27 protein-coding genes are annotated in these 24690 nt (G+C 69.8%); 13 read left to right on the top strand and 14 right to left on the bottom strand.

The annotated features are described in order from the left end of the window. Positions 1 to 170 precede the first annotated feature (170 nt). Positions 171 to 347, top strand: coding sequence for a hypothetical protein (locus ACIBKY_RS37280; protein ID WP_397104300.1), 177 nt, complete (start codon positions 171 to 173; stop codon positions 345 to 347). A 747-nt stretch (positions 348 to 1094) separates the two neighbouring features. Here ACIBKY_RS37280 and ACIBKY_RS37275 read toward each other — a convergent pair. Next, the gene (locus ACIBKY_RS37275; RefSeq protein WP_397104298.1) at positions 1095 to 1391 is read right to left on the bottom strand and encodes a hypothetical protein; all 297 of its coding nucleotides are present in this window, start codon (positions 1389 to 1391) and stop codon (positions 1095 to 1097) included. A gap of 123 nt (positions 1392 to 1514) precedes the next feature. On the opposite strand from ACIBKY_RS37275, the gene ACIBKY_RS37270 reads away from it, so the two are divergent. Then, the gene (locus tag ACIBKY_RS37270; RefSeq protein ID WP_397104296.1) at positions 1515 to 1982 is read left to right on the top strand and encodes a hypothetical protein; all 468 of its coding nucleotides are present in this window, start codon (positions 1515 to 1517) and stop codon (positions 1980 to 1982) included. 267 nt (positions 1983 to 2249) lie between these two features. Further along, positions 2250 to 5060, top strand: coding sequence for a BTAD domain-containing putative transcriptional regulator (locus ACIBKY_RS37265; protein WP_397104294.1), 2811 nt, complete (start codon positions 2250 to 2252; stop codon positions 5058 to 5060). On the opposite strand, the gene ACIBKY_RS37260 is transcribed toward ACIBKY_RS37265, so the two are convergent. The 3 genes from ACIBKY_RS37260 to ACIBKY_RS37250 are packed head-to-tail and all read right to left on the bottom strand — an operon-like array spanning position 5055 to position 7342. Beyond that, positions 5055 to 5618, bottom strand: coding sequence for a hypothetical protein (locus tag ACIBKY_RS37260; protein WP_397104292.1), 564 nt, complete (start codon positions 5616 to 5618; stop codon positions 5055 to 5057). The genes ACIBKY_RS37265 and ACIBKY_RS37260 overlap by 6 nt on opposite strands. Before the next feature lie 34 nt (positions 5619 to 5652). Next, on the bottom strand, positions 5653 to 6447 hold the full coding sequence (locus ACIBKY_RS37255) for an SDR family NAD(P)-dependent oxidoreductase (RefSeq protein WP_397104290.1): 795 nt from the start codon (positions 6445 to 6447) through the stop codon (positions 5653 to 5655). Between the two features lie 55 nt (positions 6448 to 6502). Then, positions 6503 to 7342 (bottom strand): LLM class F420-dependent oxidoreductase, encoded by an 840-nt coding sequence (locus ACIBKY_RS37250; RefSeq protein ID WP_397104288.1) that lies wholly within the window; start codon positions 7340 to 7342, stop codon positions 6503 to 6505. 65 nt (positions 7343 to 7407) lie between these two features. Between ACIBKY_RS37250 and ACIBKY_RS37245 the strand changes: the two genes are divergently transcribed. Together ACIBKY_RS37245 and ACIBKY_RS37240 are read left to right on the top strand one after the other, a co-directional pair. Beyond that, the gene (locus ACIBKY_RS37245) at positions 7408 to 7689 is read left to right on the top strand and encodes a hypothetical protein (protein WP_397104286.1); all 282 of its coding nucleotides are present in this window, start codon (positions 7408 to 7410) and stop codon (positions 7687 to 7689) included. Positions 7690 to 8093: 404 nt separating this feature from the next. Continuing rightward, positions 8094 to 8246, top strand: a complete 153-nt coding sequence (locus ACIBKY_RS37240; RefSeq protein WP_246508322.1) for a hypothetical protein — start codon at positions 8094 to 8096, stop codon at positions 8244 to 8246. Between the two features lies 1 nt (position 8247). On the opposite strand, the gene ACIBKY_RS37235 is transcribed toward ACIBKY_RS37240, so the two are convergent. Next, a complete protein-coding gene (locus ACIBKY_RS37235) occupies positions 8248 to 8733 on the bottom strand; it encodes a hypothetical protein (protein ID WP_397104284.1) in 486 nt (161 codons plus the stop codon). Between the two features lie 791 nt (positions 8734 to 9524). On the opposite strand from ACIBKY_RS37235, the gene ACIBKY_RS37230 reads away from it, so the two are divergent. Next, positions 9525 to 13052: a discoidin domain-containing protein gene (locus ACIBKY_RS37230; protein WP_397104282.1), complete on the top strand. Its 3528-nt coding sequence runs from the start codon at positions 9525 to 9527 to the stop codon at positions 13050 to 13052. 33 nt (positions 13053 to 13085) lie between these two features. Here the strand turns inward: ACIBKY_RS37230 and ACIBKY_RS37225 are convergent, their stop codons facing one another. Genes ACIBKY_RS37225 through ACIBKY_RS37205 form a run of 5 tightly spaced genes read right to left on the bottom strand, consistent with a single transcriptional unit; the run spans position 13086 to position 17349 of the window. Beyond that, positions 13086 to 13760, bottom strand: coding sequence for a substrate-binding domain-containing protein (locus tag ACIBKY_RS37225; protein WP_397104280.1), 675 nt, complete (start codon positions 13758 to 13760; stop codon positions 13086 to 13088). Next, positions 13757 to 15019 carry a 3-oxo-tetronate kinase gene (gene otnK / locus ACIBKY_RS37220; protein WP_397104278.1) on the bottom strand — a complete coding sequence of 421 codons (1263 nt, stop codon included), beginning with the start codon at positions 15017 to 15019 and terminating at the stop codon, positions 13757 to 13759. The genes ACIBKY_RS37225 and otnK overlap by 4 nt, the downstream gene beginning before the upstream one ends. Further along, positions 15016 to 15660, bottom strand: coding sequence for a hypothetical protein (locus tag ACIBKY_RS37215; protein ID WP_397104276.1), 645 nt, complete (start codon positions 15658 to 15660; stop codon positions 15016 to 15018). Before ACIBKY_RS37215 ends, otnK begins: the two co-directional genes overlap by 4 nt. Beyond that, complete coding sequence (locus ACIBKY_RS37210) at positions 15657 to 16403, bottom strand: hydroxypyruvate isomerase family protein (protein WP_397104274.1); 747 nt, start codon at positions 16401 to 16403, stop codon at positions 15657 to 15659. Before ACIBKY_RS37210 ends, ACIBKY_RS37215 begins: the two co-directional genes overlap by 4 nt. A 1-nt stretch (position 16404) precedes the next feature. Further along, positions 16405 to 17349, bottom strand: coding sequence for a phosphoglycerate dehydrogenase (locus ACIBKY_RS37205; RefSeq protein ID WP_397104272.1), 945 nt, complete (start codon positions 17347 to 17349; stop codon positions 16405 to 16407). 88 nt (positions 17350 to 17437) lie between these two features. Between ACIBKY_RS37205 and ACIBKY_RS37200 the strand changes: the two genes are divergently transcribed. After that, positions 17438 to 18121 (top strand): GntR family transcriptional regulator, encoded by a 684-nt coding sequence (locus ACIBKY_RS37200; RefSeq protein WP_397104270.1) that lies wholly within the window; start codon positions 17438 to 17440, stop codon positions 18119 to 18121. On the opposite strand, the gene ACIBKY_RS37195 is transcribed toward ACIBKY_RS37200, so the two are convergent. Both ACIBKY_RS37195 and ACIBKY_RS37190 read right to left on the bottom strand, forming a co-directional pair. Next, on the bottom strand, positions 18118 to 18351 hold the full coding sequence (locus tag ACIBKY_RS37195; protein WP_397104268.1) for a hypothetical protein: 234 nt from the start codon (positions 18349 to 18351) through the stop codon (positions 18118 to 18120). The two genes, ACIBKY_RS37200 and ACIBKY_RS37195, sit on opposite strands and share 4 nt — an antisense overlap. A gap of 13 nt (positions 18352 to 18364) precedes the next feature. Further along, complete coding sequence (locus tag ACIBKY_RS37190; protein ID WP_397104266.1) at positions 18365 to 19711, bottom strand: TRAP transporter large permease subunit; 1347 nt, start codon at positions 19709 to 19711, stop codon at positions 18365 to 18367. 97 nt (positions 19712 to 19808) lie between these two features. Between ACIBKY_RS37190 and ACIBKY_RS37185 the strand changes: the two genes are divergently transcribed. Then, complete coding sequence (locus ACIBKY_RS37185; protein WP_397104264.1) at positions 19809 to 20318, top strand: DinB family protein; 510 nt, start codon at positions 19809 to 19811, stop codon at positions 20316 to 20318. After that, positions 20201 to 20560 (top strand): hypothetical protein, encoded by a 360-nt coding sequence (locus ACIBKY_RS37180; RefSeq protein WP_397104318.1) that lies wholly within the window; start codon positions 20201 to 20203, stop codon positions 20558 to 20560. The genes ACIBKY_RS37185 and ACIBKY_RS37180 overlap by 118 nt, the downstream gene beginning before the upstream one ends. On the opposite strand, the gene ACIBKY_RS37175 is transcribed toward ACIBKY_RS37180, so the two are convergent. Continuing rightward, positions 20557 to 21063, bottom strand: coding sequence for a hypothetical protein (locus ACIBKY_RS37175; RefSeq protein ID WP_397104262.1), 507 nt, complete (start codon positions 21061 to 21063; stop codon positions 20557 to 20559). The genes ACIBKY_RS37180 and ACIBKY_RS37175 overlap by 4 nt on opposite strands. A 17-nt stretch (positions 21064 to 21080) precedes the next feature. Here ACIBKY_RS37175 and ACIBKY_RS37170 point away from each other — a divergent pair, with 17 nt between their 5' ends. The 4 genes from ACIBKY_RS37170 (at position 21081) to ACIBKY_RS37155 (ending at position 24113) form a co-directional block, all read left to right on the top strand. Next, entirely contained in the window at positions 21081 to 21581 is a 501-nt protein-coding gene (locus tag ACIBKY_RS37170; protein WP_397104260.1) for a GNAT family N-acetyltransferase, read from the top strand. Further along, positions 21571 to 22044, top strand: coding sequence for a GNAT family N-acetyltransferase (locus tag ACIBKY_RS37165; RefSeq protein WP_397104258.1), 474 nt, complete (start codon positions 21571 to 21573; stop codon positions 22042 to 22044). The genes ACIBKY_RS37170 and ACIBKY_RS37165 overlap by 11 nt, the downstream gene beginning before the upstream one ends. Continuing rightward, positions 22041 to 22622, top strand: coding sequence for a hypothetical protein (locus tag ACIBKY_RS37160; protein ID WP_397104256.1), 582 nt, complete (start codon positions 22041 to 22043; stop codon positions 22620 to 22622). The genes ACIBKY_RS37165 and ACIBKY_RS37160 overlap by 4 nt, the downstream gene beginning before the upstream one ends. A gap of 72 nt (positions 22623 to 22694) precedes the next feature. Continuing rightward, the gene (locus ACIBKY_RS37155) at positions 22695 to 24113 is read left to right on the top strand and encodes a WGR domain-containing protein (protein WP_397104254.1); all 1419 of its coding nucleotides are present in this window, start codon (positions 22695 to 22697) and stop codon (positions 24111 to 24113) included. On the opposite strand, the gene ACIBKY_RS37150 is transcribed toward ACIBKY_RS37155, so the two are convergent. Next, positions 24110 to 24574 carry an Lrp/AsnC family transcriptional regulator gene (locus ACIBKY_RS37150; protein WP_397104252.1) on the bottom strand — a complete coding sequence of 155 codons (465 nt, stop codon included), beginning with the start codon at positions 24572 to 24574 and terminating at the stop codon, positions 24110 to 24112. The two genes, ACIBKY_RS37155 and ACIBKY_RS37150, sit on opposite strands and share 4 nt — an antisense overlap. Positions 24575 to 24690 lie beyond the last annotated feature (116 nt).

The following is a 24690-nucleotide window of genomic DNA, read 5'->3' as shown; positions in this document are numbered from 1 at the left end:
GTCTACCAGGGGTTTCGCCATGTCATCAGACGAATGTCGACCTTGCGATCATGTTGTGATCAGCAGTCACCGCACGGGGATGAAAACGGCTCAGTATCGACATGTCCGAGAGCACACCGTCCGACAGACGGTACGCCGAACTTCGCAGGCTGGGCGAAGAAGAGCGTCTAATGACGGCCGAGCTCCTGCGGACCCGCACCCAGATTGCCGGCCTCGTCCAGCAGTTCCTTCCGCCGCATGCGCGCACCGAGAAGATAGACGAGGTTGTGCGGGCCAGCGGCTACAGCCGGACTCTCATTGATGCCCTCCGGTACAAGGACCACCCCTGGCACCAGAAGATGAAATAAGCCTCCGGCAAGGCGCTCCGGGATGGTCACCGTGCAGTTGGGTGGGGGTGACCCGGTCACTCATGACCGATCTCCTGGTCAGTTCGAGCCTTGCTCGGTGCTTCCCAAATTGACGGTCGGTACCCGTCATCACCCGGGCGTCCTCATTGCGGGCGGGTGCGGACGCGCCGACTCACCAGGACGATCAGCCCTATCTGGACAACGAGCATCACCAGCGCGATCAGCCCAGACACGGAGGACATCGCTTCCTCCGAAAGCCCACCACCACATTCCGTAAGGTTGCCGCCGTCGTATAGCAGGGCGCAGTTGCGCCCCAGGACCGCGGCAACGGCAAACCAGTTGGCCAGGAGAAGAGGGGCTGCGCCCAGAAAAAGGGCTGGTACAAGGTATTTCGACTTGCCAGCTACCGGGTTCATCGTCGCCGCCGCAGATGGGAGACGCCCACCCTGCTCAAATCGGGGTTCACATCGAAGACCTAAGCACAGGCAAGCCATCGTGTGCCAGAGCCGGCGGGGCAAGATAAGTCAGGAGCCGGTTCCCAAGCTGACGGCCCTCCTGCGGTATGCAAGAACCAGTTTCCGAGATGGTAGCTTCGCGCGTTCCGCAAAAAACCTGCGCCATCCAGTGGGCCGCTCACGGAGGTGGGGCACCACGGCATCACCAAACTCTTCGACGCAGGGCAACCCCCGCACAGCAAGGCGCCACGGCACACTCACGACGCGGCCGCCAACGAGAGCAGCTCGTGCTTTACTCCTTAACCCTGTTCGGATCGTTCTGGCGTCTGAGGGCGCGGATATAGCCCCATCGCCATATCAACACCGCCCCGATCAACCAGAAAAAGGCGAAGGCGAGAGGACGCACTGTGAGGTACGACGCGGTGAGCCTTTCGGGTCCGTCGGTGAGGTAGTCAACGACCAGCTGCACCAGGAAAAGCGTCACGAAGCAGGCGGTCAACTTGAGCAGGGCTCTGCGTGACTCTTTGGTCCAGGATTTCGGACGGACCGCCATGCCCTTCGCCCCTTTCGCCGTAGCCAAGTCGAGCATCCGATCAGTGCGCAGGCCACAGTCCGTAGATGGCCAGGTGGAAACTTGATCATCCCATCTGTCACCACCTCGGGCATAGCCGAGCAGCTCAGGAGTACGGGGCCGAGGTCTTACGCTCTCCCCATGAACCCCCAGGCTGTGGATTGGGCGGCGATCCCTGGGCCGGAGTGGTACCAGCCTGAAACGGTCCCGGAAGCCTTCGCCGCCCTGCGCAGGGATATGGAGCATGGCGGCCGCATTCGATCAGTGATTGGGAACGATCATGCCGGGACGCTCTGTCCGGCCGCCGTCGCAGGCACCGACGTCCTCCTGGAGATCATCGCCGAGCGCCCCGGGCCGCCGAGGCAGATCGCTCTTTGTGTCCTGCTCGATTGGTGGGGGTGCTTTCAGCCGGAACCGGGCTTCGAGACGTTCATCGGTCCCGGGGGTGAGACCGTTGATGTCATCGCGGCGATTGTCGAGCGGGTTGGGCGGGCCGCCGGCACGTTGCGAGTGATCTCCGAGCGGGACTCCAACGCCCGTGGCCTCATAAGGGACCTGCTCAGAGCTCAGAGCCAAGGGTGGACGATCATTGAAGAGGGCCCTGGCTAGAGCTGTCTGCGGTCGGCCATCTTCGCCGCCCTCCCCGGCTGGCTGCCGAACAGGGTGACACCCGAAAAACCACGCGAGAGGCCGAGGATCGCGGTCACGATCTCCGCATCCGGCCATGCGACATCGGCAAGAACGGCAACGGGAACCGGATTCGAGTACCGGCGGAGATCGGGACAAGATGGTGGCTTCTGGGTGAGACGATTGCGGCCGATCGAGGCAGCGGCTGCGAAAAGCCACCCGAAGAAGGGCCGGTCAGGAGGGCGAGAGATGGCGGACGACCTGCGGTTTTCACTGCTCGGCCCGGTACGCGCCTGGCGCGGTGACACGGAACTGAAGCTCGGCTCGCCGCAGCAACGGATGGTGCTGGCCGTACTGCTGCTCGCCGAGGGCAGAGCGACCGGTCCGGACCTGCTCATCGACGCGATCTGGGGTGAGGAGCAGCCGCGCACGGCGCTCAGCACGCTGCGGACCTACCTCTCGCGGCTGCGCGGGGTGCTCGGCGCGGAGGTGCTGTCGTCCGTCGGTCATGGTTATGTCCTGCTCGGCGGTGAGCGCGACGTCGCCGAGTTCGAGCGTCTGTACGGCGAGCAGCACTACGCCGAGGCGCTCGCCCTCTGGCAGGGAGAGCCGCTGGCCGGTCTGGACGGCTTCTTCGCCGAGGCCCAGCGCACCCGCCTGAACGAGCGGCGGCTGGCCGCGCTCGAGTGCCGCCTGGACGCCGACCTCAGAAACGGCAGGCATGCGGACATCGTCCCCGAGCTCACCGCGCTGTGCGCCGACCGTCCGGCCAATGAGCGGTTGCGCGGGCTGCTGATGCTGGCCCTCTACCTCTCGGGCCGGCAGGCCGAGGCGATCGGCGTCTACACCGACACCCGCGAGCTGCTGGACCGGGAACTGGGCGTGGCTCCCTCCCCGGAGCTCGCGGAGCTGTACCAGCGGATCATCAGCGCGGACGTGGCGCTCGGGCGGCCCGCCGAACGTGTCCCGCCGCGGCAGGTGCCCAGGCAGTTGCCGTCCGACGCGGCCGACTTCACCGGCCGGGAGCGCGAGGTGGAGGGCATCGTGGCCGCGCTGGGTTCCGGCGAGGCGCCGGCCCTGGTCATCTCGGCCGTGTCGGGGGCGGGCGGGGTGGGCAAGACGACGCTGGCCGTACACGCGGCTCATCGGCTGGCCGGTCACTACCCCGACGGGCAGTTGTTCGTCGACCTGCGCGGGGCGAGCGCGCTGCCGGTCGAGCCCGAGGTGGTGCTCGGCGCGTTCCTGCGCGCGCTCGGGTACGAGGAGCCGCCGGAGGACCTGGCCGAGCGAGCGGCGGAGTACCGGACCGCGCTCGCCGACCGGAGGATGCTCGTGGTGCTCGACAACGCGTCCGGCGCCGGTCAGGTACGGCCGCTGATGCCCGGCTCGGCGCGCTGCGGGGTGATCGTCACGAGCAGGGCCCGGCTGACCGGACTGTCCGGCGCGCGGCAGGTGGACCTCGAGGTCCTGGGGCCGGCCGAGGCGCTGCTGATGTTCACGACGATCGTCGGGGAGGAACGGGTCTCCGCCGAGCGCGGCGCCGCCATGGACCTGGTCGCGGCCTGCGGGTTCCTGCCGCTGGCGATCAGGATCGCCGCCGCTCGGCTGGCCGCCCGGCCGGGCTGGAGCCTGGCCACGATGCGCGACCGGCTGTCGGACGAGCGGCGCAGGATGACCGAGCTGAGAGCGGGCGATCTGGCGATCGAGGCGACGTTCTCGCTGGGGTACGACCAGCTCGACGCGGTGCACGCCCGCGCGTTCCGGCTGCTGGCCGTACCGGATGCCGCGATGTTCTCGCTGCCGGTCGCGGCGGCGCTGCTCGACCTGCCGGAACCGGACGCGGAGGAGGTGTGCGAGGCGCTGGTCAACGTGAGCATGCTGGAGTCGCCCTCGCCCGGCCGCTACCGCTTCCACGACCTGCTCAAGATCTACGCCAGATCACGCCCTGACGATTCAGGGGTACGGCGGGCCGCGCTCGCCAGGATGCTGGACTTCTACCTGGCCACGGCGGCCGCGGCGCTCCGGTTGACGTTCCTGGGCGACCTACGCCCGGACAAGGTCGTCACGCGCTCGGCCGGCTTGCGCTTCGCCGACGAAGCCGCCGTCGTCGACTGGGCGGACGAGGAGGAGCAAGGCCTGCTCAGCTGCCTGGAACAGATCGCGCGCACCCCGGGCGGCGAACTGGGTCAGGCCATCATCCTGCTCGACCTGACCACCGACGTGATCGGCTTCGAGTCCGACACCGCCCGCTATGAGCGGCTGGGCGACCTGCTGATCGCCGCGGCGGCGGACCGCGCGGACGGGGTCCTGGAGGCACAGGCGCGCTGCGTGCGCGGGATCACCCGGGTGAACAAGCGCAAACTCGACGCGGCCATGGAAGACGGCCTGGCCGCGCGCGACCTCAGCCTTGAGCACGGCGATCTGGACACGTACGCCGACGCGCTCAACCTGCTGGCCCGCAGTGCGATGGGCCGGCGGGAAATGGAGGCGGCGGCGAGCTGGTACCGGCGGGCCGCCGAGGTGTGGCGCTCGCTCGGTGACGTGTCCAACGTGTCGGTCGCGCTCGGGAACCTCGCGCGCACCCTGGCTGATCTGGGCCGGATGGGCGAGGCGCTCGACGCCGCCAGGGAGGCCGAGAAGATCATGCTGGAGGTGGGCGACGGCAGGAAGGACGCGGCGGCCGCGTACCAGCTGGGCGTGGTCCTGCGCGAAGCGGGACATCCTGAGCAGGCGCTGGCCGAGCTGGCGGCGGCGCTGATCGAAAATCGCAAGCTGAAGAAGCGGGAGTGGGAGGGTTCGACGCTGTTTCGGATGGCCGAGACCTACCTCCTGGTCGGTAGTTCCGAGCGCGCGATCGACCATGCGGAGGACGCGCTGGCGGTGCTGACGAACACGGGCGACGAGTGGGGGCAGGGGATGGCCCTCACCGTGCTCGGCCGGGCGCTCGGCGTACAGGGGCAGCCGGGGCGGGCGCGGGCCTGTCTGACCGAGGCATTGAAGATCTTCGACCGGCTCGAAGTGCCGGAGGCGGAGGACGTGCGCCTGCTGCTGGTGTCATAGCCGCAGGCGCGCTTGGACGAGCCGCCGGTGGTGCGCGGGGATGGCGTGGGCGTCCATCGCGCGTTCCAGCAGGTCGGCGTCGAAACCGTGCGTGCTCAGGTGGTCCAGGAGGGGCTCGTACCGGTCGGGGCGCTCGCGCAGCAGTTCGGTGGCCAGCCGGAGCTCCAGGCGGACGACGGGCACCTGGTGAGAGCCGCACGTGATCAGCACGTGGTGCTGCCATGGCCCGCTGCCGACGCATTCCAAGGCGTCCGAGTCGGCTTGCCGCTCGACGGTGCTGAGCTCCAGGTCGACGCCGTTCACGTCGAACCTGGTGAAGTACTGCGAGGTTTCGGGGAGCCATGAGGCTTCGTACAGGCAGGGGAATGCCGAAAGTGCCGCGGCGAACCTGTCCAGGTCGTCCCGGCCGGCGAGCAATATGTCGATGTCTCTGGCGGGGAGTGGGACGCCTTGAAGGAGGGCGGCGCTCGTGCCGCACACCCGGTACGCCGTGCCGGGGTCGGCTACGTCGAGCGCCATCGCCAGTGCCGTACTCAGTGATCTTGTTCTGTCGCCCATGGACGCGAACGTAGCCAGCGGGCGGGCTTCTTCGTCAGGGGAGAATCGCGTCGACGTAGCCGCCGTCGACGCGGAGGGCGCCGCCGGTGGTCGCCGAGGCCTGCGCCGAGCTGAGGTAGACGATCATGTTGGCGATCTCCTCCGGCTCGATGAGGCGCTGCAGGAGCGACTGCGGGCGGTGTTCGCGCATGAAGGCGCGCTGTGCCTCGTCCCAGGGCAGGTCGCGGTCGACTAGCTGGTAGACGAAGTCCTCGACGCCGCCGGTGTGGGTGGGGCCGGCGATCACCGAGTTGACCGTGACGCCGGTTCCGGCGGCGGCCTTGGCGAAGCCGCGGGAGACCGCCAGGAGCGCGGTCTTGCTCATCCCGTAGTGGATCATCTCGGCGGGGATCGCGACGGCTGAGTCGCTGGCGATGAACTGCACCCGGCCGAACGAGCGTTCCATCATGCCCGGCAGGTACGCGCGCGTCAGCCGTACACCGGCGAGGACGTTCACCTCGAAGTAGCGGCGCCACTCGGCATCGTCGATCTCCAGGGCGGGCCGCGACTCGAAGATCCCCAGGTTGTTGACGAGGATGTCGACGTCCGGCAGCGCCTCCACCGCCGCCGCGGTGCCCTCCTCGGTCGCCAGATCCGCCGCGACCGGGACGATCTGGGCGCCCGGCACCTCCCCCCTCAACCGGGACACCGCCGCCGCGGTCGACTCCCGGCTCCGGCCGTTGACCCCGACCCGGGCACCGGCCCGCGCCAGACCCGCCGCGATTGCCGCCCCGATGCCCTGAGTGGAGCCGGTGACCAGGGCCGTTCTGTCCGTGAGATCGATGAGCATGATCCAGAACATACCCGCCGCCTGACACCACAGGCAGGCCGGTCAGGTGCGCTCGCTAGAGGCAGAAGCGGTGGGAGAAGTCGGTTAGGTCCTTTCGTTGCTGGTCGAGCGAGGTGGCCGGGGTGCTGATGACGACTCGGGTGACGCCTTCCCGGGTCAGGGCGGCGAGCCGTTCAGGAGACATGTCGATGGTGGCGGTCCTGGTGTATTCCAGGGCGTCGGGGTCGCGGCCGTGCTCGGCGGCGGTGGCTCGGACGAGGTCCCACTGTGCCGGGTCCGGGCGGCCGCCGGGGAAGTAGCCGTCGCCGAGGCGGCCGGCGCGGCGGGCGGCGGGGCGGCTGGAGCCGCCGACGTGGATGGGCAGGTGGGTGGTCTGGTGGGGTTTGGGGAAACTGACCAGGTCGGTGAAGGTGAAGAACTCGCCGGAGTGGCTGACGCCCTCTTCGCCGCCTGCCCACAACAGGCGTAGGACGTCGATGGCCTCGTCGGCGCGGCGGCCGCGGGTGGTGAAGTCGACGCCGAGCGCGTCGGCCTCGCCGGGCAGCGCGCCGAGGCCGACGGTGAGCAGGCGCATGCGGCCTCCGGACAGTACGTCGACCGTGGCCAGGCGCTTGGCGAGGATCACCGGGTGGTGGTACGGCAGCAGCAGCACCCCGGTCCCGAGCAGGATGCGCTCAGTGGCGGCGGCGATGAAGGACAGGCAGTCGAGCGGGTCCAGGTACGGCAGAGCCGGTGGCATCTCGAACGTCCCCACCCTGGCCCCCGGGTACAGGACGATGTGCTCGGGCAGGTAGATCGACTCGAAGCCGCATTCCTCCGCGAGCTGGGCGAAGGTCACGATCTTCTGGGGATCGACGCCGTAGTAGGGCGTGCTGTAGCTGATGCCGAACTTCATGGTCCTGGAGGCTAGAACGTTGACACCGGCGTCAGGTCAAACCGGGAAGTGCCATAGTGGACCATATGGCCATTAACCGCGCTCTCGCGGCGATCCGACTCGGCAACTCGCTCTCCGTCGACCGATACCCCCAGTGGGCATTGTGGGCGATGAGCGTCGTCGCCGGCTGGGTGGTCCTCACCCACGTGATCGGCCTGGCCACGGGGGTGCCGCAGAGCCTGGTGGCCGAGTCCATGAAGTGGGGGCCGGCGGCCCAGTGGGTCGAGCATGGCCTGGCTCTGGTCGCGATGGGATTCCTGCTCACCTCGATGGTCGAGGCGCTGCTCCACCGGCGGCGTACCGCATAGGTCCGTTGTGCGGAGATCGAGGGCTGCTCACCGCGGCGGGTTTCGCACAAGGCCGGAGTGGTGGAAGCGTTCCCACGTATCCGACGGGGGTGTCTGCCGTAAGCTCGTGTTCGTATCGCCTGTGGGGTACGCCCGCTACGCACCGTTGTTCCGCGGAGAGACGTGGCGGCGGCCGGCGGAAAGCGTGCCTGACCTGGCCGGACACGTAGATCTTTTGTAGCCGCAGCCGGGTGCTGGGCGAGGAAACGGGCCGGCGAGCGCCGTCGAGTACGGATTGATATCCAGAAAACCCCCGCCGCGTGTCAAATGGGCTCATACTTACCGTAATGAAACCCAGAACAGCCGCGGTCCGGCGTCCCCTGCCAGGAAGTCCCTTCAACGTCCCTCAGGCCCCTGCGCCTCCGATGCCCGACTTCGAGGTGCAGGACCTGGTCAGCCATGACAAATACGGGTTGGGCTCGGTCATCCGGGTGGAGAAGGATGTCGCCGTTGTCGTTGATTTCGGCACGGAGACCCTTCGCATCACGGTGCCGTACGCCAAGCTCGTCAAGCTCTGAGCTACAGCCAACCGGCCCGCGCGTCCGTCAGGGGCGCGCCGGAGGAGGGGGCGGTGCCGAGCGTGCCTGCGCGCACCCCGTCGAGCAGCCGCCCCGCCGCCTCCACGATTTCCGGTACGGCCCGGCGAAGCGCGCCCCGATCCGCCTCGTCGAGCACGGCCAGCGGCCCGGCGGCCTCGGTGAGCCGGTCGCTCAGCCAGCCCAAGGGGTCGGCGGTGAGCGCCCGGTCGAAGACGCGTGAGCTCGGATCCCATCCGGTGAACTCCGGATGGTGGTGGGTCCGGTCGAAGCTGCCCGGCGTACCTTCCACCGACTCCAGCAGGTCCACCCGCCAGATGGGCCGGCCTACGGCGATGGGCTGGGCCGAGTAGATCGTCCCCTTGAGCGCGCCCCGTTCGAGCTCCCTGACCTCCAGGCGGACGCCATGCTCGGGGCCTTCCTGGCCTTTGGCTGGTTTCGGGTCGATGAAGTAGAGGTCGCTCAGCACGACACCGGTCTGTTCAAACCCAAAGACATAAAGCACAAGCAGCCCATACCCCACCTCGCACCCGTCCAGCCCTGCAACCCGGCACACCCAGTCCACCGAGACGCCGGCGCCCCCGGGATCCCCAGCCCCCGGGACGCCCCACCACGGCACACCCCCAGACACGGGCAGACGTGCACACGCGAGGACACGGGAACAGCACGGGGCACGGGCGTGGGAAGCCCACAGGCAGGGGCATGGAAGCCACGCGGCCCGCAGGAGTGGCGCAAGGCGCATGACCTGTGAGGCGTGCACGCGCGGGAGCGCAAGGCGCAGGGGCGCAAGGCGCGGGAGCGCAGGAGCGCAATAGGCCGGGGCGCAAAAGCCGGGGCATGCGAAGCCAGGGCACAAGAGCGAGAGCGTGAGGTGCCGGGCGCTGCGTGACGCGGGGCGTAGCGGGGCACGGGGTGTGCGGGACGCGAGACGTAGCGGGGCACGGGGGCGTGGCGGGACGCGAGGCACTGCGGGGCGCGGCGGGACGCGGGGCGTGGCCGGGCTCGGGGCGTGGCCGGGCTCGGGGTGTTGGGGCCGGGGGCGGGGTGCAAGTTCTCGTCGTGGGTTTGCGTGGGTTTGCGGGGCTGCGACGTAAGCCCTTGCGGGTGGATTTTTGGATTTGCCGGCCTATCCGGCCAGCACAACAACCCTTGGAACGCTCCCGCCAGCCTGTCAATAATTTGCGCAATCCAGTCGATATATTGCGGTCATTTGTTCGTCATCTTATGGTTTGGCCACCCCCCGTCACGAAGGGCCCGCCCATGAGACGCATGCTCGCGTTACTCGCACTCGCCTTATCCTTCGTTCTGGCGCCCCACCCTGCCCAAGCCCAGGCAGGCCCCAACCTCGCCCTCGGCAAGCCCGCTTCGGCCGCCAGCTTCACCGACGTCTACCCGGCCTCCAGAGCCACCGACGGCGACCAGGCCACGTACTGGGAGTCGGCCAACAACGCCTTCCCCCAATGGATCCAGGTCGACCTGGGCGCAGCCGTCACGGTCGACCGGCTGGTGCTCAAGCTGCCCGCCGCCTGGCCGAGCCGTACCCAGACCATGACGGTGCAGGGCAGTACCAACGGGACGACCTTCACCACCATCGGCGCGCAGGCGACCCACACGTTCAGCCCGACGGCGGCCATCGACGTCACCGCGGTCAGCACCCGCTACGTGCGCCTGTCCATCACGGCGAACACCGGCTGGCCGGCGGGTCAGATCTCGGAGTTCGAGGTGTACGGCCCGGCGACCGGCCCCGACACCCAACCCCCGGCGGCACCGGGCAACCTGGCCTTCACCGAGCCGACGAGCGGCCAGATCAGGCTGACCTGGCAGGCCTCCACCGACAACGTCGGGGTGACGGGGTATGAGATCTACGCAAACAACGCCCTAAGGGCCACAGTCGGCGGAAATATCCTGACGTATACGGATAGTCAGCCGCCCACCACCACCATCTCCTACCACGTGCGAGCCAAGGACGCCGCCGGCAACCGCTCCCCCGAGAGCAACACGGTCACCAGGTCAGGCGATGGCGGCGGCACCAACCTCGCCCTGAACAAGCCGATCACCGCCAGCGGCTCCACCTGGGTCTACGTCCCGGCCAACGCCAACGACGGCAACCTCGCCACCTACTGGGAAGGCGGCGGCGGGTACCCCAGCTCCCTCACCGTCGAGCTGGGCGCCAACGCCGACGTCTCCTCCCTCGTGCTCAAGCTCAACCCCGACACCGCCTGGGCCACCCGCACGCAGACCCTCCAGGTGCTCGGCCGCGACCAGAACACCTCGGGTTACACCGTCAGGAAGGAGAGCGCCGGCTACACCTTCAACCCCGCCTCCGGCAACACGGTGACGATCCCCCTGAACGCGCGCCTGGCCGGCGTGCGGCTGTCGTTCAGCGCCAACACGGGGGCGCCGAACGGCCAGGTGGCCGAGTTCCAGGTGATCGGCAGCCCGGCGCCGAACCCCGACCTGACCGTCACCGGCATGTCCGCCTCCCCCGCGAACCCGGTGGAAAGCGACGCCGTCACCCTGTCGGCCACCGTCAAGAACATCGGCACCGAGCCTTCGGCCGCCACGGACGTCAACCTGTACCTCGGCACCGCCAAGGCGGGCACCGCGAACGTGGCCGCGCTGGCCGCCGGGGCCTCGGCCACGGTGTCGGCCAACATCGGCACCCGCCCGGCCGGCTCGTACCCGCTGTCGGCGAAGGTCGACGAGGGCGACTCCGTCATCGAGCAGAACGAGGGCAACAACACCTACAACCACGCGAACCTGCTGACCGTCCGGCCCGTGGACAGTTCCGACCTGCTCGCCGCGCCGGTCGGCTGGACGCCGGGCAACCCGGCGGCCGGTGACACGGTCACGTTCTCCGTCGCGATCAAGAACCAGGGCAACCTCGCCTCCGCCGGCGGCGCGCACGGGGTCACGCTGACCGTCGCCAACGAGTCCGGCACCGTCATCCGCACGCTGACCGGCTCCCATTCCGGCGTCATCAACGCCGGCGCCACCGCCCCGCCGCTCACGCTCGGCACCTGGACCGCGGCCAACGGCAAGTACACCGTCAGGACCGTCCTCGCGGACGACGCCAACGAGCTGCCGGTCAAGCGGGCCAACAACACCACCACGCAGACCCTGTTCGTGGGCAGGGGCGCCAACCTGCCCTACGACATGTACGAGGCCGAGGACGGCGTCCCCGCCGGCGGCGCGCAGCTCGTGGGCCCGAACCGCACCATCGGCGACCCGGCCGGCGAGGCCTCGGGACGGCGCGCGGTCCTGCTGAACTCCACCGGCGCCTCGGTCGAGTTCACCACCAGGGCGCCGGCGAACACGCTGGTCACCCGCTACTCCATCCCCGACGGCACCACCTCGGCGCTGAACGTCTACGTCAACGGCACCTTCCTCAAGGCGATCAACCTGACCTCGAAGTACGCCTGGCTGTATGGCGACGAGGCCAGCCCGAGCAACTCGCCCGGCGCCGGCCCGCCCCGCCACATCTACGACGAGGCCAACGTGACGCTCGGCGCCACCGTGCCGCAGGGCAGCAAGATCAAGCTGCAGAAGGACGCGGCCAACGGCGGCACGTTCGCGATCGACTTCATCAACCTGGAGCAGGCCACGCCGCAGGGCAACCCGGATCCGGCACGCTATGCCGTACCGGCTGGATTCACGCACCAGGACGTGCAGAGCGCGCTCGACCGCGCCCGCCAGGACCCCGCGCTCGTGGGCGTCTACCTGCCCGCGGGCGACTACCCGACCGCGCAGAAGTTCCAGGTGTACGGCAAGGCCGTCAAGGTCACCGGCGCCGGTCCGTGGTTCACCAGGTTCCTGTCGCCCTCCGGGCAGGAGAACACGAACGTCGGGTTCGACGTGCAGAGCTCGGCAGGCGGCTCGTCGTTCAGCGGGTTCGCCTCGTTCGGCAACTACGTGATCCGCAACGACGGCCCCGGCAAGGTCTGGGACCTCAACGGCGTAGCGAACGTCACCATCGACAACGTGTGGGTCGAGCACCAGATGTGCATGCTCTGGGGCACCAACATGCGCGACCTGACCGTGACGAACTCGCGGGTGCGTGACACGTTCGCCGACGCGATCAACCTGACCAACGGCAGTTCGGACAACACGGTCAGGAACGTGGAGGCGCGCGGCACCGGCGACGACAGCTTCGCGCTGTTCGCCGCGATCGACATCAACAACGCCGACCAGACGGGCAACGTCTACGAGAACCTGACCTCGACCCTGACCTGGCGGGCGGCCGGCGTGGCCGTGTACGGCGGGCAGGACAACGTGTTCAGGAACATCTACATTGCCGACACGCTCGTCTACTCCGGCATCACGGTCAGCTCGCTGGACTTCGGCATCCAGATGCGGGGCTTCGGCCCCACGCCGACCCGGTTCGAGAACATCTCGATCGTCCGGGCGGGCGGGCATTTCTGGGGACAGCAGACGTTCCCGGCGATCTGGTTGTTCTCCGCGTCGAAGGTGTTCCAGGGCATCAGGATCAGCGACGTGGACATCGTGGATCCGACGTACTCGGGGATCATGTTCCAGACGCAGTATCTGGGCGGCCGGCCGGTGAACCCGATCACCGACACGGTCCTCACCGACATCTCGATCAGCGGCGCGCGCAAGTCCGGTGACGCCTTCGACGCCAAGTCGGGCTTCGGCCTGTGGGCGAACGAACTGCCGGAGCCCGGCCAGGGTCCGGCGGTGGGCTCGGTGACGTTCAACGGGCTGCGCTTCAGCGGCAACCACACCGACATCCGCAACACGACCTCGACGTTCACCATCAACGTGAACTGAACGAGAGGGGTGCGGGCGTGCGCCCGCACCCGGTCAGGGCAGCTCCAGGCCGGTCCGTTCGTACGCTCGCCTGGCCTCGTCCGAGGTGAGGAAGGCGAGGAAGGCGGCGGCCTCCCCGTTCTCCGCCGTGGCGGCCACGGCGGAGAACTCGCTGTAGTGCTGCACCTCGGCGGGGAACGGCCCGGCGATCCGGGCGTCCGGGACGAAGCGCAGCTCGCTGAGCTGCTGGATCGCCACGTCCGCGCGGCCGTCCACCACGGCGTGGGCGATGAAGCCCTTGTCGATCACGGTGGCGCGGGCGTTGACCTTCTCGGCGATGCCGAGCTCCTCGATCAGCCGGGCGAAGTAGATGCCGCTCGCGCCGGTGCGCGAGTAGGCCACGCTTCGGGCGTCGAGCAGGGCCTGTTTGAAGGCGTCGAGCGTGGTGACGTCCGGGAGCCGGGCGCCCGGCGGCACCGCCAGGCCCACGCCGGTCTTCGCGATCGCCGTCTTCGTGGACAGGTCGAGGACGGCGGCGCCGTTCAGCTCGTCGAAGGCGGAGGTGACGGCGATCATCACGTCGGGGCGCTCACCTGCCCGGATGCGGGCCATCAGCTGCGTAGTCGGATCGTAGACGCCGTCCACCGCGATGCCGGTCCTGCCGGTGAACTCCGCGAGGAGCACGTCGTCGAAGGCCTTCTTCACGGCCAGGGTGCTGAACAACTTCATGGGGTCTCCGATCGTGAGGCGTCGAGCAGCAGGCCGGGCTCGCCGAAGTTGCCCGACTTGAGGAGAAGGGTGAGGGACGGGGTGAAGATCCAGGGGACGCCCCGGGCCGCCTCCGGCCCGATCACGCCGCCGGTGACGCCGAGCGCGCCGACGACCGCGCCCGAGGTCTCGCCACCGGCCGCGACCAGCCGGGTGACACCCCGCTCGACCAGGCCGCTGGCGATCCTGCCCAGCGCGGACTCCAGCAGCTCGGCCGACCGCTCGCGGCCCAGCGCGCGCTGGACCTCGTGCAGCCCGGCCGGGGGCAGGCTGGAGTAGATCAGCGGGGCTCCGTCCTCGGGCCGCTGGGCGTCGTACCAGGCCAGGGCGTTCGCGGCGAGCGCCTCAGGGTCGGGCTCGGCGAGGGCGTCCAGGCGGTGGGCGGGCCGTCCGTGCTCGATCACCGCGCGGACCTGTTCGAGCGTGCGCGCGGAACAACTCCCCGCCAGTACGGCCGCGCGGCCGGCGGGCACGTGCGCTGGCGGGTCCCCGGGGGCGATCGCCGTCCGGGCGCGGGCGAGGCCCGCCGCGAGCCCGGCGGCGCCCGCGACCAGGCGCGGACCGCCCAGCGCCCGCCCGGCCGCGACCAGGTCGGCGTCCTCGACCGCGTCCATCAGCGCGTACCGGACACCCTCGCGCCGCAGGCCGGCCAGGTGGGCCTCGATGGCCGCCGGTCCCCCGCGCACCACGGCGAGCGGGACCACCCCGGCCCGGTGCGCCGACTGGGCTTCGAGGACGCGTGGCAGGTAGGAGTCGGTCATCGGCGTGAGCGGGTGGTCGCGCATGTGCGACTCCGACAGCAGCCGCTCGCCCACGAACAGATGGCCGAGGTACTGGGTCCGTCCGTGCTCGGGCGAGCTCGGGGTCATCGCGACCAGCGGCGCGTCAAGGGCGTCGGCCAGGGCGTCGAGCACCGGGCCGATGTTGCCGTCCGGGGTGGAGTCGAAGGTGGAGCAGTACTTGAAGTAGACCTGGCCGACGCCGTGGGCGCGCAGCCGGTCCAGGGCGGCAAGCGACCGCTCGACGGCCTGCGCGCGGGGGGCCGTACGCGTCTTCAGCGCGATGACGACGGCGTCATACGCGGGCGAACCAGCCTCGGTGGGCAGGCCGTTCTCAGCGGCGGGGGTGTCGAAGAAGAGCAGGGTGCGCAGGCCGTGCCGGTGCAGCGCTACCGCGACGTCGGTGGCGCCGGTGACGTCGTCGGCGATGGCGCCGATCACGGCCGCTCGCCCCCCAGGACGGCGCCCCCCAGGACGGCGCGCCGGAGCGCGGCGGCGGCGGTGTGCGGGCCGGAGACCACCGGGAGGCCGAGTGACCCGGCCAGCTCCGCGGCGGCCGGGGCCAGCGAGTACTGGGCCAGCACCACCGCCTCCACCCCGGCCGTGTAAGGGGCGCAGGTGTCGTGGAGGGCTCGGGCCAGCGCCCGCCCGTCGGTGACCTGGAAGGCGGCGGGGCTGACCACGCCGTCCACGGCCACGCCCGGCGCCGCCCCGGTGAGGCGGGCTACCGAGTCGGCCAGCGCCTCCTCCAGGCTGGCCACCGTCAGGACGCGCCGGTATCCGGACTCGGCCACCTTTCGGAAGGCGGCGTCGTCGGGGGCCAGGATGGGGATACCCCGACGGGCCGATCGGGCGGCTTCGCCGTACAGGGAGCAGGTCAGCAGCACCCCGTGCGCGCCCGCGTCGGCCGCGTAGCCGATGAGGGCGGACATGCGCGCGCTCGGCCCGCCCGCGCGGGCGTCGGCGAGGAGCTTGTCGTCGAGCAGGTTCCAGGGCTCGGCCTCGGGGAAGGCGTCGGCCAGGCCCGCGACGGCGGGGGCGATCGCGGCGGGGGTGGCGCTGATCAGCGCGATGCGGGTCATCCGGCCAGCTCCTCGATCCAGCCGAGGCCGTCGAGGGTGCGGCCTCGGGGCTGGTACTCGCAGCCGATCCAGTCTCGGTAGCCGCTCTCGCGGACGGCGGCGAAGACCGCGCGCCAGCCGATCTCGCCGGTGCCGGGCTCGTGCCGGCCGGGCGGGTCGGCGACCTGGTAGTGGAAGGTGTACGGCGCCAGCTCGCGCACCTTGGTGATCAGATCGCCCTCGTCGACCTGGGCATGGTAGAGGTCGAACAGCACGCCCACGTGGTCGGCGTCGAGCGCCTCGGCCACGGCGGCGGCCTGCGCCTGGGTGCGCAGGCAACAGCCGGGGCTGTCGCGGTGGTTCTGGGCCTCCAGCACCAGGCGTACGCCGCTGCCGCGCGACCGGCCGGCGGCCCAGGCGAGGTTGGCGACCAGGCGGGCCTCGGCGCGCTCGCGGCTGACGCCCTCGGGCCGGGTGCCGGCCCGGACGTGGACGAGGCCGGCGCCGAGCGCGAGCGCGTACTCCATCGCCCGGTCGAAGCCCTCGCGGAAGCCGGCGGCGCGGCAGGCGTCGGCGCCCGGCGGCGTGTTGATGAGCACCTGGTCGAGCCCGGCTTCGCGCAGGCGGCGAGCGAGGGCGGCGGGGTCGTGGTCGTAGGGGTCGGGGTACTCGACGCCCTCGAACCCGGCCGCGGCCGCGGCGTCGAAGCGTGCCTCGAACGGCAGCTCGGTGAACAACCACTTCAGGTTCGCGTCGAAGCGCATGTCAGGACACCTTGAGGGGGTTGACGGTGAAGGCGGGGGCGCGGCCGTTCAGGACGTCGATGACCGCCTGCGCGGCCATCCGGCCGGAGCGGGCGCGGGACTCGGTGGTGGCGGCGCCGACGTGGGCGGTGACGATCACGTTGTCGTGCTCGCGCAGGCGGCTGGCGGCGGGCAGCGGCTCGACCTCGACCACGTCGAGCGCGGCGCCTGCCAGCTTGCCGCGTTCGAGGGCGTCGGCCAGCGCGTCCTCGTCGATCACGCCGCCGCGGGCGGTGTTGATCAGGTACGCGGTGGGCTTCATGGTGGCCAGCGCGGCGGCGTCGATCAGGTGGCGGGTGGAGGCGTCGAGGAAGATGTGAAGGCTGACGAAGTCGGAACGGCGCAGCAGCTCCTCCAGCGGGACGGCGTGCACGCCGGTGCGGGCGGCGAAGTCGAGGTCAAGGTCGGGGTCGTAGGCGAGCACCTCCATGCCGAGCAGGCTGCCCAGCTCGGCCACCGACTTGCCGATGGCGCCGAGGCCCACGATGCCCAGGGTCGCCCCCGCCAGTTCGCGGCCGCTCGGCTGCTCCCAGCCGCCGCTCCTGACCGAGAGGATGTTCTGCGGCAGCAGCCGGGCGCAGTTGAGCATCAGGGCGAGGGTGTGCTCGGCGACCGCGCGCCGGTTGACGCCCGGAGTCGGGCACACGGCGATGCCGCGCTCGGTGGCCGCATCGGTGTCGATGTTGTCGTAGCCGGCGCCGGTGCGTCCGATGACCTTGAGCTTCGGCGCGGCGGCGAGGACCTCGGCGGTGAAGGCGTCCGTGCCGGCGACCACGCCGTCCACCTCCCGCACGAGATCCACGAGCCGGCCGGAGCGCTTGTGGACGACCTCGAAGCCCTCCTCCTGGAGCAGCCGGTCGACATGATCGCCGGGCTGGAGCCAGGCAGTGGTCACGAGGACACGCATGAGGAAGATCCTTTCGATTAAAACTATACTATAGCGATAAATCCTAGAGCCGATCGCCTGAGATAATCGGCTCGACGAGAGGAACGTGATGTCCGAGGCCCGCAAGAAGAAGCAGCCCCTTGCCGACCAGATGTACGAGGTGCTGCTCGACCAGTTCATGACCGGAAAGCGGACTCCCGGCTCGCCTCTGAACATCGGCGCCCTCTCGCGCGAACTCGACGTCAGCCAGACCCCGCTGCGCGAGGCCCTCGCCCGGCTGGAGCACACCGGCCTGGTGGTCCGCGAGGCGCTCAAGGGCTACCGGGTCGCGCCGTTGTTCACCGACAGGGAGATCGGCAAGCTGATGGACGCGCGGCTGGTCCTGGAGCCGGCGCTGGCCTACGAGACCTGCCGGCGCACCACGCCGGAGTTCCTGGAGGAGTTGCTGGAAGCGGTCGAGGAGCTCGACCGCTCGGTGGGCCTGGCCGACACCGAGTCGAGCTCCTTCCGCTCCTACTGGGCGGCCGACGACCGCTTCCACGGCCTGATCGCCCAGCAGTGCGACAACCCGTTCCTGGAGACCGCCTACCGCTCGCTCAACGGCCAGGTGCAGCGCTTCCGCCTGTTCTCGCGGCTGGGCAACACCGGCGCGGAGCACGCGGCCAAGGAGCACCGCGCGATCTACGAGGCCCTGGTGGAGGGCAACCCCGAGATCGCCTCGATCCGGATGCGCGAACATCTGCAAAATGCCAACCGGCGCAGGAAGCAGCGGCCCGTCGCGGCGGCCGGCTAGACCAGCTCCTCGGCGTCCTTCGCGTCCTTCGTGTAGAGCTGCAGGAACGAGACGATCCCCGCCAGCGCGGCCACGACGCAGGTCCAGTCGGCGAAGTCGCCGCCGAAGAACGACGTCAGGCCGGGGCTGGCGATCAGGATGCCCGCCACCTGGAAGAACGTCACGGCCACGCCGCCGAGCACGAAGGTGATCAGCAGCAGCCTGAAGACGGTGAGCAGCAGCGCGTACATGGGACTTCCTCCTTTAGAACGGGATCCACAGCAGGCTCAGCGCGACCACGACCCCGGCCACGAAGGACGGGACCAGGTAGTAGCCGATGACCGGCCTGAAGATCTTCACCGGGTCGCTGCCGGCGATTCCGGCGGCGACGTAGAGCGGGGCCGCGCCGGGCGGGGAGCAGCCCTCCGCGCTGGCCCACACGATGAGCGCGGCGTAGGCGAGGTGCGGCTCGACGCCGGCGCCGGTCAGCGCCAGGAACCCGACCGAGCCCACCGCCGCGATCGTGGCCGTCGTGCTCAGCGGCCCTGACACCAGCAGGACGACCAGGCCGACGACCACGACCACGACCGGCGTCGGCACGCCCTGCATCCGCTGGATGAGCGGGGCGAGCTGCTCGCCCAGGCCGAGCGTCGACAGGGCGGCGGAGGCGGCGAAGGCCGAGACCATGGTCAGCCCCACGACGGCGAACTTGGGGCTGATCTCGCCGAGCATCGCCCACCATTCGCCGGTACGGCGCGGCAGCCTCCGATGCCCCACGATCATCCCGACGACCAGCATGAAGATGGGCAGCCAGAAGAGCACGGGGATCGTGTCGGCCGCGTCCTCGCCGATCCGGTTGACAACCCACTGCGCGCCCGCGCCCGCGGTTGCCAGGATGGGCAGCGCGACCGCCGCCAGCACCAGCAGCGAGGGCCAGCCGGCGCGCAGGGTCGCGGCGAGCGGGTGCACGTCGCCCGGGTCCATGCGGTCGACGCCGCGCCGCCGGACGATCACGTACGCGATGCCCAGCCGCATCACCACGGTCCACGTGGCGACCACGAACATCGGCACGATCATCTGGTCGGCGTTCAGCACCGGCGCGACCGTGGGGGCGGCGAGCAGCAGGAAGAACGCGCCGCTGAAGGGGAAGACGGCGCCGACGCCCGCGTTGCCGGAGATGACCAGGGCGGCGGTGTCGCCGCTGGTCTTCGAGCGCTTCATCCACGGGATCGCGATGGAGCCGATGGTGGCGGCGATGGCCGCGCCGTTGTGCGCCACGGCGCCGAACGCGCCCGAGCCGACCGTGGCCGCGTAGAGCGCGCCGCCGCGGCGCCGGCCGAGCAGCGAGCTCAGGATGTCGATCAGCCGGCCGATCAGGCCGATCCTGGTCAGCAGTTCGCTGACGAAGACGAAGGTCAGGGCGGCGTACGTGACCTCGGACTTCATGCCCTCGATCAGGCTCTCCCAGGCGAGCGCGGGTGCGCCCAGGCCGGCGAAGGCGGTGCAGGCCAGGAAGCCGACGAACATGGACTCGGCGATGTTGCGCTTGAAGGCGAGGTTCCAGATGACGATGACGGCGATGAACGCGGCCAGCGCGAGGATGGCGCTCATGGAATGGGGGTGCTCCTCGAAATAAAATACTATAGCGACATGTGAGGGAGTCTCCTCGGCTTGGCACGCAGCGTCAAGGCCTCGGTAGCCTCTGCGGATGACGACCGAGCGTGTGGGACCTCCGCTGATCGCCGACGAACGCGAGATGCTCCGGTCCTATCTGGACTTTCACCGCGCCACCCTGGCCATGAAATGCGATGACCTGTCCGACGAGCAGTTGCGCAGCAGGTCCATGCCGCCGTCCACGCTGTCGCTGATGGCGCTGGTGCGGCACATGGCCGAGGTGGAGCGGCACTGGTTCCGCCGGGTGGTCAACGGCGAGGACCTGCCGATGGTGTGGTCGGCGACGTTGTGGGACTTCCAGACCGCCTACGACGACACCGGCGCCACGCGCGAGGAGACCTTCGGCACCTGGGAGGCGGAGGTCGAGCACGCCCGCCGGATCGAACGCGCGGCCACCTCCCTGGACCTCACCGCCTACAACGCCCGCTGGGAGGCCGAGGTGTCGCTGCGCATGGTGATGCTCCACCTGATCCACGAGTACGCCCGGCACAACGGGCACGCCGATTTCCTGCGCGAAGCGGTCGACGGCACCGTGGGGGCCTGACGGACGACTCGGCGTCATCGCGCTGTTCGAACGGCGGCGAACTCCACCACCGCCCCGGCACTCCGGTCCGGGCCGAACTCGGCGAAGTGATCACCGGTGCCAAGCCGGGCCGCGTGTCGGCCGAGGAGATCATCGTCTTCGACTCGACCGGCACCGCCATCCAGGACTCCGCCGCCGCGGAGGCTCTGTATCGCGCTGCTGTCGCGAAGGCCGTGGGCACCCGCCTGCCGCTGTGGGGCTAGCCGATCGCTCTCAGGATCTCTTCCGCCACCCGGGTCACCGGGCCGGTGCCGTCCACGACGACGTCCTCGACCTGGGCCTCGCGCAGGATCCGGTCGAGTTCGCCGGAGCGCTTGAGGTGCCAGTCGAGCCCTTCCGGGTCGTCCAGGTGCCGTCCGGCCAGCCGTTCCCTGACGGTGGCCAGGTCGACCCGCAACCTGCAGACCGTGAGTTCGCCGCCCACGGCCTCCGCGATCTTCTCGCGGTGCCCGGCGTTCTCGGCCACCCCCGCGAGCACCAGCCGCTCGGCGCCGATGTCACGGAAGTTCGCCGCCAGGCTCCGCAGGTTCCGCACCGTCAGCGCGAAGTTGAACCGGTCCCCCGCGGGCGGCGGCCACCCGCGCGACAGCGCGTCCAGATCGATGACGCCGTGGGGCGTACCGGCGGCCGCCAGCAGTTCGCCGACCTTCTCGGCCGCCGACGTCTTGCCCGCACCCACGGTGCCGATGATGAGAAGTGTCCGCATTTGGCTAGAGTTGCACAGTGGTCATCACCATCAGACACGCGACGATCGAAGACGGGGACGTCCTCGGCGACATCCATGCCGACTCCTGGGCCGCCGCCTACGCGCCCTTCTTCGACCCGGCCTTCGCCACCGGCCAGGTGAGCAGCCGCCGTACCCGCTGGCACGCCCGGCTCTCCCCGCTCCAGGACACGATCTACCTCGCCGAGGGTGACGGCCGCCCGCTGGCGCTGTCCTGGTTCGGTCCCTCCCAGACGGTGGACGGCATCGCCGAGGTCCACGGCTTCTACGCCCACCCCGACGGCTGGGGCACCGGCGTCGCCCCCGCCCTGATGGCCGCCACCCTCGCCCAGCTGAAGGACGACGGTTTCACCCGCGCCCACCTGTGGACCCTGCGCGACACCCCGCAATCCCGCCGCTTCTACACCAAGAGCGGCTTCGCGCAGACGGGCGCGGAGCGCGACCACGACTTCGGCGACGGCAAGCCGCTGATCCAGGTGGAGTTCTCCGTTGACCTCTGAGCACGGCTGGTCGCTACGCCCTGCCGTACCCGCGGACGGTGACCCGATCGCCGAACTCCGCGCCGTCGTACTCCGCCCGGACCTGGAACGCCTCGGCCGCTTCGACCCGAACCGGGTGAGGCGGCGCTTCAAGGACGCCTTCCTCCCCGAGCACACGTCGATCGTCGAGGTGAACGGCGCCTTCGCCGGCAGCATCGCCCTGCGACCGGCCGACGACGGGGTCTGGCTGGAACACTTCTACCTCTCCCCTGCAACACAGGGACGCGGCGTGGGCACCGCCATCCTCCACAAGGTGCTGACGGACGAGAAGGTGTTCCGGCTGATCGTGCTGCGCGACAGCCCGGCCCAGCGCCTGTACGAACGCCACGGCTTCACCGCCTACGCCGAGGACCCCATCGACCGGTGGATGATCCGCCCGGCCGTCGCGGAAGCCCAGGCGGGCCACGCTACCTTGGGGCGATGACCAAGGAGTACGCCTCGTTAGTCGCGCAGGTCGTACCTGTCCTTCTTCTTGCGCTTCTTCTGGAGACGCGGGCGATTCTGACCGTCGCCCGCGAAGAATGGGTCAGGTTTGGCATACCGGAGAAGTTCCGGCTCCTCTCCCTTTTCCGGGCGGTGCTCAGCCCGCGCACCTACATTCCCCGGCGGAAGCGCCGCACCTGGACCAACAGGTCCGCGGCCGTCGTCAGATGGTCCCGCCCCGTCCACAAGACGGCCGGCAGAGAAAAGACCGGCCTGGGACCCGTGGACGCGCTGGGTTTCATCATTTTCAACGGCACCTGCATGATTTGGCTGGGGCGCGGCGAAATCGTGGCCCTGGCCGCCGCCCAGGGAAAGTCCGTGCCCTCTTGGGAAGTAACCCTGCTGCACCTGGGGCTGGTGGTGTCGCTGGTCCAGGTGGTCGTCATTCCGATCGGTCTTGAGGTCTACGCCCGGCTCTCGGGCGCGAGCTGGCGCTTCACCGATTGGGCGTTCGCGACCATCGTCGGCCTGGTCGCCTTCAGCATCGTCCTCTACACCGGCCTCGCCTACTTGATCTAGCGGAATCTGTCGCCTGCTTGCTCTAGTCTCCCGACAAATGGATCAAGTCCTGGCAAACCTGGAGAAGCGCACATGACCTACCTGGAGCTGTCTGAAGACGGCGGCGGAGCGCACAAGTACTACGAGGTGACCGTCGCGGGCACGCAGGTCACCATCACCTACGGGCGCATCGGCGAGTCAGGTCAGACCAAGGTCACCGCCTTCCCCAGCGAAGCCAAGGCCCAGGCCGCGGCGGCCAAGAAGATCGGGGAGAAGACCCGGAAGGGGTACGCCCCCGCCGTACGCGGCGTGCGTCAGCGCCGGGCCATCACGCGCAGGGCCATGGCCAGCACCCGCTCGACCGCCCAGCAGGCCCCGGTGCTGTGGCGTTTCGACAGCGGCGCGGCCGCGTTCGGGATCTTCGTGGACGGCGAGCGCTGCTGGGTCGGCAACCAGCGCGGCGACGTCTACACCGTCACCCATTCCGGCACCGTGACCGGCCGCTTCCGGCTGCCCGACGGCGTCAAGTGCATCGTGGCCGACGACTTCTGGATCTACGCCGGCTGCGACGACGGCCGCGTGTACGACCTGAGCGGCAAGGTGCCCAGGTCGGCCTACGAGATCGCCGCCGACGTGGACATCTACTGGCTGGACATCAACGACGGCGTGCTCGGCGTCTCCGACCGGGCGGGCCGGATCACCACGATCGACTACGAGGACGAGTTCCAGTGGGCCCGTTCCGGCAGCGGCGACTCGGCCTGGATGGTCAGGTGTGACGAGGACGCCGTCTACCACGGCCACTCCAACGGCGTCGCCCGCTACGACACCGCGGACGGCACGCTCGTCTGGGAGAACAAGGTGGCCGGCGACGTGCTGTTCGGCTGGCAGGAGGAGCACTCGGTCTACGCCGGTACGGCCCGCCGTACCGTCCACCGCCTGGCCAAGGGCGACGGCCGGGTGGAGGCGGTCTACCAGTGCGACGGCGCGGTCTACTCCTGCGCCACCTCGCCGGGCGGCCGCCACGTGTTCGCCGGCGACAACCACTCCTCCGTCTACTGCTTCGACGCCTCCGGCGAGCGGTTGTGGAAGCTCGCGACCGGGTGCGGTTCGGCGTTCTCGATGCAGTTCCTGGACGACCGCCTCTACATCGTGACCACGGACGGCTCGCTGGCCTGCATCGACGCCAGCGAGGCGGCCATCGCCGCGGCCCGCGCGGGCGACGTGCCGCAGCCGGTGGACGTGAAGGCGGCGGCGTCGCTGGAGGTGGTCGAGCCGTCGGCGGTGCTGGAGACGGTACTGGAGACCGGGGCGGGCGACGGCGTCGTGGTGGAGTGCGTCCAGGAGGGCGAGCGGCTGCGGGTGCGCGTGGTCACTCCGGGCTACGAGTCGTGGAACGTACAGTTCCCCAAGACGGTGCGCGAGGCGGGCGCCCGGTACGTGGTCGACGGCGTGCGTTCGGCCGGCCGCGGCGGCTTCTACCGGGCCTACGGCGAGATCAGGCGGCTGCTCTAGAAACCCCGGCGGGGGGTGCGCAGCGCGTCGCGGGTCCAGGAGCCGAGCACCATCAGGGTCTTGGTGCCCGTGACGTTGCCGGTTCTGCGCAGGCCGTCGATGATCTGCTGGAGGTGGTCAAGGTCGCGTACCCGCAGGTGGATGAGGGCGTCGGGGTCGCCGGCGATCGTGAAGACGGCCTGGATCTCCGGTACGGCGGTGGTCGAGCGGAGGATCTCGCTGACCGGGGTGGCACCGGAGTAGCGAACCTCGGTGAAGGCCTCGATGCCCCAGCCGAGCTTGGCGTAGTCCACCTGCACGGTGAAGCCGGTGATCACGCCGGCCTCGCGCAGGCGGTCCACCCGCCGCTTGACGGCCGCGACGGACAGGCCGACCTCGGTGGCCATCTCGGAGAAGGTCCGGCGGCCGTCCTCGCGCAGCAGCCGTAGCAGCCGGTCATCTATTTCGTCGATCTCGCTCACGCGCGCTCCTCACGCAAACCAGGCCACACGAAGAGCCAGGCCTCGCAAACAATTTGCGTCTTTATCGCATTATGTCCCCTGATACTTGTGCAAGGACCACCGGGATTGCTCCACTT

This window comes from Nonomuraea sp. NPDC050394 (assembly GCF_044459065.1).
Lineage (GTDB): Bacteria > Actinomycetota > Actinomycetes > Streptosporangiales > Streptosporangiaceae > Nonomuraea.
Note: the sequence above shows the minus strand (reverse complement) of the source record. Positions and strands in the feature narration are given on the sequence as shown.

Coding starts and splice junctions, on each gene's coding strand:
- ACIBKY_RS37280 (WP_397104300.1), top strand. CDS start 171: ATGACGGCCGAGCTCCTGCGGACCCGCACCCAGATTGCCGGCCTCGTC.
- ACIBKY_RS37275 (WP_397104298.1), bottom strand. CDS start 1,391: ATGCTCGACTTGGCTACGGCGAAAGGGGCGAAGGGCATGGCGGTCCGT.
- ACIBKY_RS37270 (WP_397104296.1), top strand. CDS start 1,515: ATGAACCCCCAGGCTGTGGATTGGGCGGCGATCCCTGGGCCGGAGTGG.
- ACIBKY_RS37265 (WP_397104294.1), top strand. CDS start 2,250: ATGGCGGACGACCTGCGGTTTTCACTGCTCGGCCCGGTACGCGCCTGG.
- ACIBKY_RS37260 (WP_397104292.1), bottom strand. CDS start 5,618: ATGGGCGACAGAACAAGATCACTGAGTACGGCACTGGCGATGGCGCTC.
- ACIBKY_RS37255 (WP_397104290.1), bottom strand. CDS start 6,447: ATGCTCATCGATCTCACGGACAGAACGGCCCTGGTCACCGGCTCCACT.
- ACIBKY_RS37250 (WP_397104288.1), bottom strand. CDS start 7,342: ATGAAGTTCGGCATCAGCTACAGCACGCCCTACTACGGCGTCGATCCC.
- ACIBKY_RS37245 (WP_397104286.1), top strand. CDS start 7,408: ATGGCCATTAACCGCGCTCTCGCGGCGATCCGACTCGGCAACTCGCTC.
- ACIBKY_RS37240 (WP_246508322.1), top strand. CDS start 8,094: ATGCCCGACTTCGAGGTGCAGGACCTGGTCAGCCATGACAAATACGGG.
- ACIBKY_RS37230 (WP_397104282.1), top strand. CDS start 9,525: ATGAGACGCATGCTCGCGTTACTCGCACTCGCCTTATCCTTCGTTCTG.
- ACIBKY_RS37225 (WP_397104280.1), bottom strand. CDS start 13,760: ATGAAGTTGTTCAGCACCCTGGCCGTGAAGAAGGCCTTCGACGACGTG.
- ACIBKY_RS37215 (WP_397104276.1), bottom strand. CDS start 15,660: ATGACCCGCATCGCGCTGATCAGCGCCACCCCCGCCGCGATCGCCCCC.
- ACIBKY_RS37210 (WP_397104274.1), bottom strand. CDS start 16,403: ATGCGCTTCGACGCGAACCTGAAGTGGTTGTTCACCGAGCTGCCGTTC.
- ACIBKY_RS37205 (WP_397104272.1), bottom strand. CDS start 17,349: ATGCGTGTCCTCGTGACCACTGCCTGGCTCCAGCCCGGCGATCATGTC.
- ACIBKY_RS37200 (WP_397104270.1), top strand. CDS start 17,438: ATGTCCGAGGCCCGCAAGAAGAAGCAGCCCCTTGCCGACCAGATGTAC.
- ACIBKY_RS37195 (WP_397104268.1), bottom strand. CDS start 18,351: ATGTACGCGCTGCTGCTCACCGTCTTCAGGCTGCTGCTGATCACCTTC.
- ACIBKY_RS37190 (WP_397104266.1), bottom strand. CDS start 19,711: ATGAGCGCCATCCTCGCGCTGGCCGCGTTCATCGCCGTCATCGTCATC.
- ACIBKY_RS37185 (WP_397104264.1), top strand. CDS start 19,809: ATGACGACCGAGCGTGTGGGACCTCCGCTGATCGCCGACGAACGCGAG.
- ACIBKY_RS37175 (WP_397104262.1), bottom strand. CDS start 21,063: ATGCGGACACTTCTCATCATCGGCACCGTGGGTGCGGGCAAGACGTCG.
- ACIBKY_RS37160 (WP_397104256.1), top strand. CDS start 22,041: ATGACCAAGGAGTACGCCTCGTTAGTCGCGCAGGTCGTACCTGTCCTT.
- ACIBKY_RS37155 (WP_397104254.1), top strand. CDS start 22,695: ATGACCTACCTGGAGCTGTCTGAAGACGGCGGCGGAGCGCACAAGTAC.